We start from the raw sequence: 13146 nt of genomic DNA on the forward strand, positions 1-13146 counted from the left end.
GAGTTATTGTAATGCGCGCAGCAGCGCATCGTTGTCTGCGCTATCGGCAACCTGAATATCCTGCCAGCCCATCTCCTGGGCAAGTTTTGCAAGGCGTTCACTCACCACCAGCAGTCGGCACTTAAACAACCAGTTTTCCCGATACCAGAGGGGAATGAGCGTCAACAGTTGTTGCAGCATTTCGCCGCTGGTGACGACAATCGTCGTGACGTCGCGCGACTGCCAGCGCATGGCTTCTTCCGCGCCATCGTAATGGATGGGACAGCGTTGATAGCATTCACAAAGCGTCACATCAGCACCGCGTGCGGTGAGGATTTCGGCGATTAATTCACGTCCACCATTCCCCCGCAGGACGAGCGCCTTTTTTCCCGCAATATTTTGCAATTCAGGTAATTGTAGCAACACTTCGCTGATTTCCCGATCTAATGGATAGCGAACATCCATCCCGTTGACCTGATGCAAGGCTAACGCCGTGGTGCGGCCAATCGCAAAATAGTGTGCCGATGTCGGCCAGTGAAGGCGTTGTTGCTGTAGCTGCGCATGAGCGAAGCTGACGGCGTGTTGCGACAGTGCGAAAACCAAATCGCCATCGCCTAAAGCACCTAACGCCTGACCGAGCGTATTGAGCTCGCGGCCGGGGGTAAAATTAATAAGCGGGAAACTCCAGGCAACACGCCCCAGCGCGCGTAAACGGCTGACTAACGCTTCTCCTTGCGGAGAGGGACGGGTTACCAGGATGGTCATACGGCGGCATCTCCGTCGTACACGGCGGCCAGTATTTCTCGTGCGCCGTTATCAAGCAGTTCATCGGCCAGTTCAATTCCCATGCGCTCGGCGTCCTCGGGTTTGCCGCGACGTTCGCCGCGTACCGTTTCACTGCCGTCCGGCGAACCAACCAACGCGCGAAGCCACAGCTCACCGTTGATAAGTTCTGCATAGCTGCCAATAGGAACCTGACAACCGCCTTCCAGACGCGTGTTCATGGCGCGCTCGGCGCACACGCGGATAGCGGTTTCGTCGTGGTTTAGCGGGGCGAGCAGGGCGCGGGTTTGTTCATCATTGAGACGGCATTCAATGCCGACGGCACCTTGACCCACGGCCGGGAGCGACTCCTCCGGCGACATAGGCTGGCGAATGCGGGCATCGAGTTCAAGGCGCTTAAGGCCTGCGACGGCCAGAATAATGGCATCGTATTCGCCGTTATCGAGCTTGCTAAGGCGCGTGCCGACGTTCCCGCGCAGCGAGCGAATCACCAGATCCGGGCGGCGCTGGGCAATCTGACACTGGCGGCGCAGGCTGGAGGTGCCGACGATGCTGCCTGCCGGAAGTTCATCCATGCAGGTGTAACGGTTAGAGACGAAAGCATCTCGTGGGTCATCGCGCTCACAAATGGTCACGAGGCCCAGCCCGGAGGGAAACTCAACGGGCACATCTTTCATCGAATGCACGGCGATATCGGCGCGATCTTCAAGCAGTGCCAGCTCCAGCTCTTTGACAAAAAGCCCTTTGCCGCCCACTTTAGCAAGCGGCGTATCAAGGATTACGTCTCCGCGCGTCACCATGGGGACAAGCGTCACCGTAAGCCCAGGATGGCAAGCCATCAGGCGGTCTTTAACATAGTGCGCTTGCCAGAGAGCGAGCGGACTTTGGCGTGTGGCAATTCTCAAAACTTTGTCTAACATGCTTGTTACCGTCATTATCGTCCGTTCTTCATCCTAACATTGTTGACTTAATGATGTTAGTTTTCAGGGTTTCATACTCAGAACAAATCGCAATGCAGGAAGCGTGCCCGTTGTGTAAATGATGGCAGACGTAAACGGAGTTGTGTTTACCTGGTATTACTGGCACTGTCTTGATCGTATGCCGGGGTTTACAACAGCATTCAATGCTACACTTGTTGTAGTGCAACATTCTTTACCGTCAACCGGCAAGGTGTTAGATTGATCACGTTTTAAACCATTTTTTGTCCGAATTTTAATCATCACAACGGCGGACGAAAAACGGTAACGGTTCTTCTTGTTGAAATACTAAAAACCTCCGTACCTGTACGACTTAAAGATACGTCGAGGTTTGAACATCAGGCGATATGTCTTGTACCTCTATATTGAGACGCTAAAACAGAGACTGGATGCTATCAACCAACTGCGTGTAGATCGCGCGCTTGCAGCCATGGGCCCTGCTTTCCAGCAGGTATACAGTCTACTGCCGACATTATTACATTATCATCATCCGCTGATGCCGGGTTACCTTGACGGTAACGTTCCCAAGGGCATCTGCATCTACACGCCTGATGAAACCCAACGCCATTACCTGGATGAGCTCGAGCTGCACCGCGGTATGCCGCCGCAGACCTCTGCGAAGGGCGAGCTGCCGATAACGGGCATCTACTCTATGGGTAGCACCTCGTCCGTTGGGCAAAGCTGCTCCTCAGACCTCGATATCTGGGTCTGCCACCAGTCGTGGCTGGATAACGATGAACGCCAATTATTGCAGCGAAAATGTAGCCTGCTGGAAAGCTGGGCGGCCTCGCTGGGCGTTGAAGTCAGCTTCTTCCTGATCGACGAAAACCGCTTCCGTCACAATGAAAGCGGCAGCCTTGGTGGCGAAGACTGCGGTTCAACGCAGCACATTTTATTGCTCGACGAATTTTACCGTACGGCGGTACGCCTCGCGGGCAAACGTATTCTGTGGAATATGGTGCCGTGCGAAGAAGAAGAGCATTACGACGATTACGTGATGACGCTCTACGCGCAGGGTGTATTGACGCCAAACGAATGGCTCGACCTCGGCGGATTGAGCTCGCTCTCTGCCGAAGAGTACTTTGGCGCCAGCCTGTGGCAGCTCTACAAGAGTATTGATTCACCGTACAAAGCGGTGCTGAAAACCCTGCTGCTGGAAGCCTATTCCTGGGAATACCCGAATACCCGCCTGTTGGCGAAAGATATCAAACAGCGCCTGCACGATGGCGAGATTGTCTCCTTTGGTCTTGATGCCTACTGCATGATGCTGGAGCGCGTCACCGAGTATCTGAAGGCGATTGAAGATGAAACCCGCCTCGATCTTGTGCGTCGCTGTTTCTACCTGAAAGTCTGCGAAAAGCTCAGCCGTGAACGTGCCTGCGTCGGCTGGCGTCGTGAGGTGGTGGGGCAACTGGTGAAAGAGTGGGGCTGGAGCGAAGAACGTCTGGCAATTCTCGACAACCGGGCCAACTGGAAAATTGATCAGGTGCGTGAAGCACACAACGAACTGCTTGATGCGATGATGCAAAGCTATCGTAACCTGATCCGCTTTGCCCGCCGTAATAATCTCAGTGTTTCCGCTAGCCCGCAGGATATCGGCGTGTTGACGCGTAAACTGTACGCGGCGTTTGAAGCATTGCCGGGTAAAGTCACGCTGGTGAACCCGCAAATTTCCCCGGATCTTTCCGAACCGAATTTGACCTTCATCTATGTTCCGCCGGGACGCGCTAACCGTACGGGTTGGTATCTCTACAACCGTGCGCCGAACATGGAATCTATCGTTAGTCACCAGCCGCTGGAATATAACCGCTATCTCAATAAGCTGGTGGCCTGGGCCTGGTTTAACGGCCTGTTGACCTCCCGTACGCGCCTGTATATTAAAGGCAATGGGATTGTTGACCTGGCGAAGCTTCAGGAAATGGTCGCCGACGTATCGCACCACTTCCCGCTGCGTTTACCGTCACCGACGCCGAAAGCGCTGTACAGCCCGTGCGAAATTCGCCATCTGGCGATTATCGTTAACCTCGAATATGACCCGACGGCGGCGTTCCGCAATCAGGTGGTGCATTTCGACTTCCGTAAGCTTGATACCTTCAGCTTTGGCGAAGATCAAAAATGCCTGGTCGGCAGCGTCGACCTGCTGTACCGCAACTCGTGGAACGAGGTGCGTACGCTGCACTTTAACGGCGAACAGGCGATGATTGAGGCGCTGAAAACTATTCTGGGCAAAATGCACCAGGATGCTGCGCCGCCGGATAGCGTTGAAGTGTTCTGCTACAGCCAGCATCTGCGTGGCTTAATTCGTACCCGCGTACAGCAGCTGGTATCGGAATGTATTGAGCTGCGCCTTTCCAGCACCCGTCATGAAACCGGGCGCTTTAAAGCGCTGCGCGTCTCCGGGCAGACCTGGGGGCTGTTCTTTGAGCGCCTGAACGTGTCGGTGCAGAAGCTGGAAAACGCCATTGAGTTCTACGGCGCGATTTCGCACAACAAGCTGCATGGCCTGTCGGTACAAGTTGAGACCAACCATGTGGAGTTACCGCCGGTCGTGGATGGTTTTGCCAGCGAAGGGATTATCCAGTTCTTCTTTGAAGCATCGGGCGAAGATCAAGGCTTTAATATCTACATTCTCGACGAGAGCAACCGCGCCGAGGTGTATCACCACTGTGAGGGCAGTAAAGAGGAGCTGGTGCGTGACGTCAGTCGTTTCTACTCATCGTCGCACGACCGCTTTACCTACGGCTCAAGTTTTATCAACTTCAACCTGCCGCAGTTCTACCAGATTGTGAAGGTTGATGGCCGCACGCAGGTGATCCCATTCCGTAGCCAGACGATCACGCCACCGCCACCGTCCAATCAGGACAACGATAATACGCCGCTGCTGCAGCAGTATTTCTCTTAATTTTAGTGCCGGATGGCGGCTTAGCTTTATACGGCCCACTTGTTTCGCAGCGTTTATAGGCCGGATAAGGTGTTTATACCGCCATCCGGCAATCAGCCTTAACGGAAGCTAACTTCTTCACCCGCTTGCTGCGTTGCGGCTTGTTCCAGCAAATCCCAGAAGCTTTCACCGCTGCGGTCGCAAATCCACTCATCGCCCTTCAGGTCAAAATGGTAGCCGCCTTGCTTGGTCGCCAGCCACACCTGATGCAGCGGCTCCTGGCGGTTAATAATAATTTTGCTGCCGTTTTCAAAGCTGAGGGTGAGCACGCCGCCGTTGATTTCGCAGTCGATATCGCTGTCGCCTTCCCAATCGTCCAGGCGCTCTTCAATGGTCATCCACAGGGTATCGGCCAATTGATGAAATTCACTGTCGTTCATGGTTGTTTCCCGTTTTTTAGTGATTCGGCAGTATAGCGTGAAACAAATCACGTTGCAGTCAGGCGCTTAACACTTGCTTTTGCGGCTTCTCCTGCGATGATAGAAAATAGAAAGCATTGAACAACAGGCATCTTCACAATGAATAATATTTTTCGACCGCTGGCGCTGTTACTCGCATTGTTTAGCCTTGCTGGCTGCGGCCTGAAAGGCCCGCTCTATTTTCCTCCGGCGGATAAAACGGCCGCACCGCCGACCCAACCGGTCACCTCTCCGGTACAAAGCGATACTCCGGATCGTAACAACCGTGGTGATACCGGCGGCCCGACGCAAGTTAACTACTAATAATTAATACGTTCTGTTCCGCGCAACTGGAGTAGATGATGCAGTTTTCTAAAATGCATGGCCTCGGCAACGATTTCATGGTTGTCGACGCGGTAACGCAGAATGTTTTTTTCTCGCCAGAGCTGATTCGTCGCCTGGCGGACAGGCATCATGGCGTGGGCTTCGACCAGCTGTTGGTCGTCGAGCCGCCTTACGATCCTGACCTGGATTTTCACTACCGCATTTTCAACGCTGATGGCAGCGAGGTCTCTCAATGCGGAAACGGTGCGCGCTGTTTTGCCCGTTTCGTGCGTCTGAAAGGCCTGACCAATAAACGTGACATCCGTGTGAGCACGGCAAACGGCCGTATGGTATTAACCGTAACGGACGACGAACTGGTTCGCGTTAATATGGGCGAGCCGAACTTTGAGCCGTCACAGGTTCCTTTCCGCGCCAACAAAGCGGAAAAGACCTATATTATGCGTGTGGCGGAACAGACAGTATTGTGCGGCGTGGTTTCCATGGGCAATCCGCACTGCGTGATTCAGGTCGATAACGTCGATACTGCGGCGGTCGAAACGCTTGGCCCGGTCATGGAAAGCCATGAACGCTTTCCTGAACGTGCAAACATTGGTTTTATGCAGATTGTCGCGCGTGAACATATCCGTTTGCGCGTGTATGAGCGCGGCGCCGGTGAAACCCAAGCCTGCGGAAGCGGGGCGTGTGCGGCGGTTGCGGTCGGCATTCAACAAGGTTTGTTGGCCCAGGAAGTGCGCGTGGAATTGCCGGGCGGGCGTCTTGATATCGCCTGGAAAGGCCCGGGCCAACCGCTGTTTATGACTGGCCCGGCGGCACACGTCTATGACGGATTTATTCATCTATGAAACATGTCGGGGAAGAACAACAGGATGCAGCCATTGCGCTAAATGACGGTGCGGTTGTCGATTATCTGTTGCAACATCCTGAATTCTTTATTCGAAATGCCGCCGTTGTCGAGCAAATGCGCGTGCCGCACCCGGTGCGCGGCATGGTGTCGCTGGTGGAGTGGCACATGGCGCGCTCGCGCAACTATATCGCCATGCTGGAAGAGAATATGGACCAGCTGATGGATCAGGCAACGGCCAATGAAGGGCTGTTCTACCGTCTGCTGCATCTGCAAAATCGTCTGGCCTGTGCGGAAAGTCTGGATGATCTCCTGTTACGCTTCCACCGTTGGGCGCGCGAGCTGGGGCTGGCGGGCGCATCGCTGCGGTTGTTTTCCGATCGCTGGCGTTTGGGCGCACCGTCGAAATACACCCACCTGGTGCTTTCACGGCAGGCATTTGAGCCGCTGCGTATTCAGCGTTTAGGCCAATCAAACCACTATCTTGGCAATCTCAACGGCCCAGAACTGCTACTGGTGTTGCCAGAAGCTAAAGCCGTGGGTTCCGTGGCGATGTCGATGATGGGCAGCGATGGCGATCTCGGGGTTATCTTATTCAGTAGCCGTGACCCGCAGCATTACCAACCGGGGCAGGGAACGCAATTATTGCAGGAGATTGCGCTGATGCTTCCAGGCCTGCTGGAACGCTGGATTGAACGCGTATGACCGACCTCTCTCTGGCGCCCGCCGTCACGCGCTTTTTGCGCTATCTGGGCGTAGAGCGCCAGCTTAGCCCGATAACGCTACTGAACTATCAGCGTCAGCTTGATGCCATTATTGAACTGGCCGCCGCCATGGGCATGCAGAACTGGCAACAATGTGATGCTGCAATGGTGCGTAGCTTCGCCACCCGCAGCCGCCGTAAAGGTTTGGGGGCCGCGAGTCTGGCGCTACGCCTGTCGGCGCTGCGCAGTTTCTTTGACTGGATGGTGAGTCAGGGCGAACTACCGGCGAACCCGGCAAAAGGGATTGCGGCCCCAAAAGCCCCGCGCCATCTGCCTAAAAATATCGACGTCGACGACGTCAACCGTCTGCTGGATATCGACCTTAACGATCCGCTGGCGGTACGCGACCGCGCCATGCTTGAAGTGATGTACGGCGCGGGCCTGCGATTATCCGAGCTGGTTGGGCTGGATATCAAACATCTCGATTTAGATACCGGTGAAGTGTGGGTGATGGGCAAGGGCAGCAAAGAGCGCCGCTTGCCGATTGGCCGCAATGCTGTGACGTGGATTGAGCACTGGCTGGACTTACGTGGATTGTTTGGCGGCGATGATGATGCGCTGTTTTTGTCGAAATTAGGCAAACGCATTTCCGCGCGCAATGTGCAAAAACGCTTTGCCGAATGGGGCATCAAGCAGGGGCTCAATAGCCATGTGAATCCCCATAAATTGCGCCACTCGTTTGCCACTCACATGCTGGAGTCGAGCGGCGATCTGCGCGGCGTGCAGGAGCTGCTGGGCCACGCGAACCTTTCCACCACTCAAATCTATACCCATCTTGATTTTCAACACCTTGCTACGGTGTACGATGCGGCGCATCCACGCGCCAAACGGGAGAAATAATGCGTTTTTATCGACCGCTGGGCACCATTGCCGCGTTGACCTTTGACCTTGACGATACCCTTTACGATAACCGCCCGGTCATTGACAGGACGATGCAAGAGTCGGTGAGCTTTGTTCGTGGCTACCATCCGGTGCTGGCAGACTTTGACGCCCGTATGCTGCAAGGCTGGCGTGATGAACTCTTAAAAAGCGAACCGGAAATTTACCACGACGTGACCGAGTGGCGCTGGCGTGCGCTGGAATTCGGCCTGCGTCAGGCCGGGCTCACGGCACAAGAGGCGGCCAACGGCGCCGATGCGGCGATGGCGAACTTCGCTGAGTGGCGTAGCCGGGTTGATGTACCGCATGAAACCCACGATACGCTCACTAAGCTTGCGCAAAAATGGCCGCTGGTGGCGATCACCAACGGTAACGCTCAGCCGGAGCTGTTCGGTCTGAGCGACTATTTCCAGTTTGTCCTGCGCGCGGGCCCCGACGGGCGCTCCAAGCCTTTTGCCGATATGTACCATCTGGCGGCGCAAAAACTGAATCTACCGCTAAGCGAGATCCTGCACGTGGGCGATGACCTGACCACCGACGTTGCGGGCGCAATCCGCTGCGGTATGCAGGCGTGCTGGATTAAACCGGAAAATGCCGACCTGATGCAGACCGCGGATAGCCGTTTGTTGCCGCACATTGAGATTTCGCGGTTGGCATCTCTGACCTCGCTGATATAATCACCAATAACTCTGTATAAATTCCCAGTGTATCACTGGGCCTCTATTTTTCCGGCGGTGCCAATGGACGTTTCTTACCTGCTCGACAGCCTCAATGATAAACAGCGCGAAGCCGTCGCGGCCAAGCGCACCAATATGCTGGTGCTGGCGGGGGCGGGCAGTGGTAAGACACGTGTGCTGGTGCACCGTATCGCCTGGCTGCAAAGCGTGGAAAACTGCTCACCGTACTCCATCATGGCGGTGACCTTTACCAACAAAGCGGCGGCGGAGATGCGCCACCGTATCGCTCAGTTGATGGGAACCTCTCAGGGCGGAATGTGGGTTGGCACCTTCCACGGGCTGGCGCACCGACTGCTGCGCGCCCATCATCTCGACGCCAACCTGCCGCAGGATTTCCAGATCCTCGACAGCGAAGACCAGCTGCGTTTGCTTAAGCGGCTAATCAAGGCGATGAACCTTGATGAGAAACAGTGGCCGCCGCGTCAGGCGATGTGGTTTATCAACAGCCAGAAAGACGAAGGGCTGCGCCCGCACCATCTGCAAAGCTACGGCAACCCGGTGGAACAAACCTGGCAGAAGGTTTACCAGGCCTATCAGGAAGCGTGCGACCGTGCCGGATTAGTGGATTTCGCCGAGCTGCTGCTGCGCGCCCATGAGCTATGGCTTAACAAGCCGCATATCCTCCAGCACTACCGTGAACGTTTCTCCAATATTCTGGTGGATGAATTCCAGGATACTAACAACATTCAGTACGCCTGGATCCGCCTGCTGGCGGGCGACACGGGCAAGGTGATGATCGTCGGCGATGATGACCAGTCAATCTACGGCTGGCGTGGCGCCCAGGTGGAAAATATCCAGCGCTTCCTGAACGACTTCCCCGGTGCCGAAACCATTCGTCTGGAGCAGAACTATCGCTCAACGAATAATATCCTGAGTGCCGCTAACGCCCTGATTGAGAACAACAACGGGCGTCTGGGTAAGAAGCTTTGGACCGACGGTGTCGACGGTGAGCCAATCTCGCTTTACTGTGCGTTTAACGAACTCGACGAAGCGCGCTTCGTGGTCAATCGTATCAAAACCTGGCAGGACAACGGCGGCGCGCTGGAGCAGTGTGCCATTCTCTATCGCAGCAACGCCCAATCGCGCGTGCTGGAAGAGGCCTTGTTACAGGTCAGTATGCCGTACCGAATTTACGGCGGGATGCGATTCTTCGAGCGTCAGGAAATCAAAGATGCGCTCTCCTATCTGCGTCTTATCTCCAACCGTAATGACGACGCCGCTTTTGAACGTGTGGTGAATACGCCAACGCGCGGCATTGGCGATCGTACGCTGGACGTGGTGCGTCAGACCTCGCGTGAGCGCCAGCTGACGCTGTGGCAGGCCTGTCGCGAGCTGCTGCAAGAAAAAGCCCTTGCCGGACGCGCGGCAAGCGCATTACAGCGCTTTATGGAGCTGATTGATGCACTAGCGCAGGAAACCGCCGACATGCCGCTGCACGTGCAGACTGACCGGGTGATTAAAGATTCCGGTCTGCGCATGATGTATGAGCAGGAGAAAGGCGAAAAAGGCCAGACGCGTATCGAGAACTTAGACGAACTGGTAACGGCAACGCGCCAGTTCAGCTACAACGATGAAGAAGAAGACTTGCTGCCGCTGCAGGCGTTTCTCTCCCATGCGGCGCTGGAGGCCGGGGAAGGTCAGGCCGACACCTGGCAGGATGCGGTGCAGTTGATGACCCTGCACTCGGCCAAAGGGCTGGAGTTCCCGCAGGTATTTATCGTCGGTATGGAAGAGGGCATGTTCCCGAGCCAGATGTCGCTGGATGAAGGCGGACGTCTGGAAGAGGAGCGCCGCCTGGCCTATGTTGGCGTCACCCGCGCCATGCAAAAGCTGACCCTGACCTACGCTGAAACGCGCCGTCTGTATGGCAAAGAGGTCTATCACCGCCCATCGCGCTTTATCGGCGAGCTACCGGAAGGCTGTGTCGAGGAAGTGCGTCTGCGCGCCACGGTTAGCCGCCCGGTTAACCATCAGCGCATGGGCACGCCGATGACAGAGAACGATACCGGCTATAAGCTGGGGCAGCGCGTTCGCCATGCCAAATTTGGCGAAGGGACTATCGTCAATCTGGAAGGCAGCGGTGAGCATAGCCGTCTTCAGGTTGCTTTCCAGGGGCAAGGGATCAAATGGCTGGTGGCAGCTTACGCCAGACTGGAAACGGTATAACTTTCGGAAAAATATCATTATTTTGTAACGAACTGCTAGCCTTAATGAATTGAAGGTAATTAATGCCGGTTAGCGTTTCGTTGCGTGTTGACGCCGTTTTTTTGCTGGCGTAACATGCGCGCACGATTACGCTAAGAGGACAAAGCCTTGGACACACCCAGTAGATGCTGGCTCACCTTCCTGTCATCCAGGAACAACTCCTAAGGCTATCCTCTTATGCTGATAGCCTTAGCGGTTGTCAGCGACTCGTATTGATCCCGTCGCATTGAGTCAGGCTGTTTAATGGTCTGAAACCTCTGTAGTTTCTGTGTGCCCACCGGCTGTCCGATAATTTTTTGCATTGGGAGTCCCGGTCATGCTGAGCGCATTTCAACTGGAAAAAAATCGTTTAACGCGTCTTGAAGCGGACGAGATTGATCACCTGGCCAGTTCGGTATGGGTAGATTTAGTCGAGCCGGATGACGATGAACGAAACCGTGTGCAAAAGGATTTGGGCCAGAACCTGGCCACGCGCCCTGAACTGGAAGACATCGAAGCATCCGCGCGTTTTTTTGAAGACGAAGACGGTTTGCATATTCACTCCTTCTTCTTCTATGAAGATGCGGACGATCACGCCGGTAACTCCACCGTCGCATTCACCATCCGCGAAGGCCGCCTGTTTACCCTGCGTGAGCGCGAACTGCCGGCATTCCGCCTGTACCGTATGCGTGCGCGTAGCCAGCTTATGATGGACGGCAACGCCTACGAGCTGCTGCTCGATCTGTTCGAAACAAAAATCGAACAGCTGGCGGATGAAATTGAAAATATTTACAGCGATCTCGAAAAGCTCAGCCGTGTGATTATGGAAGGGCGTCAGGGCGATGAATACGATGATGCACTCTCAACGCTTGCTGAACTGGAAGATATCGGCTGGAAGGTGCGCCTGTGTCTGATGGATACCCAGCGCGCGCTGAACTTCCTGGTGCGTAAAGCGCGTCTACCGGCAAATCAGCTGGAGCAGGCGCGTGAAATCCTGCGAGATATCGAATCCCTGCTGCCGCACAATGAATCACTGTTCCAGAAGGTTAACTTCCTGATGCAGGCGGCGATGGGCTTTATCAACATCGAGCAGAACCGCATTATCAAAATCTTCTCGGTGGTCTCGGTGGTATTCCTGCCGCCAACGCTTGTGGCGTCGAGCTATGGGATGAACTTTGAGTTTATGCCGGAGCTGCGCTGGAGCTTTGGTTACCCGGGCGCGATTATCTTTATGATTCTGGCGGGGCTTGCGCCGTATCTGTACTTTAAACGCAAGAACTGGCTGTAATTGCCGTGCCGGATGGCGGCTGCGCCTTATCCGGCCTACGGTTAGCAATGACTTGTAGGCCGGATAAGCGAAGCGCCATCCGGCAAGGATTTATCCGCGACGCCCTCGTCGCTGCGTATACACCGCATCCATCACAAATATCGCCAGTGCAACCCAGATAAACGCAAAGGTCACCATCTTATCCGCTCCCGGCACTTCGCCGTAGAATGTCACCGCCAGCAGGAACATTAACGTTGGGCCAATATACTGGAAGAAACCCAGCGTCGACAGGCGCAGACGGGTGGCGGCACCGGTAAAGCACAGCAGCGGAATCGTCGTGACAACGCCCGCGGCAATCAGCAGCAGATTAAGCGACCACGGGTTACTCCCCATATGGCTTGTCGCGCTGTCGGCGATACCGAACAGATAAATTGCCGCCACCGGCAGCAGCCAGAGCGTTTCAAAGAGCATACCGGTCTGGGCATCTACGGCGATTTTCTTGCGCACCAGGCCGTAGAACGCGAAGCTAAACGCTAATCCTAACGCGATGAGCGGCAGCGAGCCGAACGTCCAGAGCTGAACCAGCACCCCGCAAATAGCCAGAATCACCGCCAGCCATTGCATCCGGCGGAAACGCTCGCCGAGGAAAATCATCCCCAACACAATGTTTACCAGTGGGTTAACAAAGTATCCGAGGCTGGCCTCAAGCATATGATGGTTATTGACTGACCAGATAAACAACAGCCAGTTTCCGCCAATCAGCACCGCCGACAGCGCCAGCAGAAAGATTTTTTTGGGGGTTTTCAGCAGCGTTTTGACCTGCGTCCACTGACGGCTGATGCTAATCAGCGCCACCATGAAGAAAAACGACCAGATGACGCGGTGGGTCAGGATCTCATCGGCAGGGACGTAATAAATCAGCTTAAAGTAGGCGGGTGCAATGCCCCAGATAAAATAGGCGGCAAGGGCAAGAAGTACGCCCTGACGCGTCTGTTTGGGATCCATGAGAAATATCCATTTCGAGAAAAGTCACACAATGTTACGCGATTAT

The 13146-nt window shown here is 55.1% G+C and carries 13 protein-coding genes; 9 read left to right on the plus strand and 4 right to left on the minus strand.

All coding sequences use genetic code 11. The features are described from left to right. Positions 1–3: 3 nt before the first annotated feature. On the minus strand, positions 4–744 hold the full coding sequence (gene hemD / locus ACIPDS_RS21055) for a uroporphyrinogen-III synthase (protein ID WP_400740095.1): 741 nt from the start codon (positions 742–744) through the stop codon (positions 4–6). Then, entirely contained in the window at positions 741–1682 is a 942-nt protein-coding gene (gene hemC / locus ACIPDS_RS21060; RefSeq protein ID WP_400740097.1) for a hydroxymethylbilane synthase, read from the minus strand. Before hemC ends, hemD begins: the two co-directional genes overlap by 4 nt. A gap of 409 nt (positions 1683–2091) precedes the next feature. Between hemC and cyaA the strand changes: the two genes are divergently transcribed. Beyond that, entirely contained in the window at positions 2092–4641 is a 2550-nt protein-coding gene (gene cyaA, locus ACIPDS_RS21065) for a class I adenylate cyclase (RefSeq protein WP_400740100.1), read from the plus strand. A 98-nt stretch (positions 4642–4739) separates the two neighbouring features. Here cyaA and cyaY read toward each other — a convergent pair whose 3' ends face one another. Next, positions 4740–5060, minus strand: a complete 321-nt coding sequence (cyaY, locus tag ACIPDS_RS21070) for an iron donor protein CyaY (protein ID WP_166517185.1) — start codon at positions 5058–5060, stop codon at positions 4740–4742. A 138-nt stretch (positions 5061–5198) separates the two neighbouring features. Here cyaY and ACIPDS_RS21075 point away from each other — a divergent pair, with 138 nt between their 5' ends. From ACIPDS_RS21075 to corA, 8 genes are all read left to right on the plus strand, one after another. Next, entirely contained in the window at positions 5199–5402 is a 204-nt protein-coding gene (locus ACIPDS_RS21075) for a lipoprotein (protein ID WP_400740104.1), read from the plus strand. A 38-nt stretch (positions 5403–5440) separates the two neighbouring features. Further along, complete coding sequence (gene dapF / locus ACIPDS_RS21080; RefSeq protein ID WP_166517223.1) at positions 5441–6265, plus strand: diaminopimelate epimerase; 825 nt, start codon at positions 5441–5443, stop codon at positions 6263–6265. Further along, positions 6262–6969: a DUF484 domain-containing protein gene (locus tag ACIPDS_RS21085; protein WP_400740107.1), complete on the plus strand. Its 708-nt coding sequence runs from the start codon at positions 6262–6264 to the stop codon at positions 6967–6969. The genes dapF and ACIPDS_RS21085 overlap by 4 nt, the downstream gene beginning before the upstream one ends. Next, entirely contained in the window at positions 6966–7868 is a 903-nt protein-coding gene (gene xerC / locus ACIPDS_RS21090; RefSeq protein WP_166517182.1) for a tyrosine recombinase XerC, read from the plus strand. The genes ACIPDS_RS21085 and xerC overlap by 4 nt, the downstream gene beginning before the upstream one ends. Further along, complete coding sequence (yigB, locus tag ACIPDS_RS21095; RefSeq protein WP_400740111.1) at positions 7868–8584, plus strand: 5-amino-6-(5-phospho-D-ribitylamino)uracil phosphatase YigB; 717 nt, start codon at positions 7868–7870, stop codon at positions 8582–8584. Before xerC ends, yigB begins: the two co-directional genes overlap by 1 nt. Before the next feature lie 63 nt (positions 8585–8647). Next, entirely contained in the window at positions 8648–10810 is a 2163-nt protein-coding gene (gene uvrD / locus ACIPDS_RS21100; protein WP_400740114.1) for a DNA helicase II, read from the plus strand. 147 nt (positions 10811–10957) lie between these two features. Continuing rightward, positions 10958–11014: a YsgD/CorL family protein gene (ysgD, locus tag ACIPDS_RS21105; protein ID WP_218007475.1), complete on the plus strand. Its 57-nt coding sequence runs from the start codon at positions 10958–10960 to the stop codon at positions 11012–11014. Positions 11015–11165: 151 nt separating this feature from the next. Continuing rightward, positions 11166–12116 carry a magnesium/cobalt transporter CorA gene (gene corA, locus ACIPDS_RS21110; RefSeq protein ID WP_400740117.1) on the plus strand — a complete coding sequence of 317 codons (951 nt, stop codon included), beginning with the start codon at positions 11166–11168 and terminating at the stop codon, positions 12114–12116. A 90-nt stretch (positions 12117–12206) separates the two neighbouring features. Here the strand turns inward: corA and rarD are convergent, their stop codons facing one another. Continuing rightward, positions 12207–13100 carry an EamA family transporter RarD gene (rarD, locus tag ACIPDS_RS21115; RefSeq protein ID WP_166517178.1) on the minus strand — a complete coding sequence of 298 codons (894 nt, stop codon included), beginning with the start codon at positions 13098–13100 and terminating at the stop codon, positions 12207–12209. Positions 13101–13146 lie beyond the last annotated feature (46 nt).

This window comes from Kluyvera sp. NPDC087067, assembly GCF_044745165.1.
In the GTDB taxonomy this organism is placed as follows: domain Bacteria; phylum Pseudomonadota; class Gammaproteobacteria; order Enterobacterales; family Enterobacteriaceae; genus Kluyvera.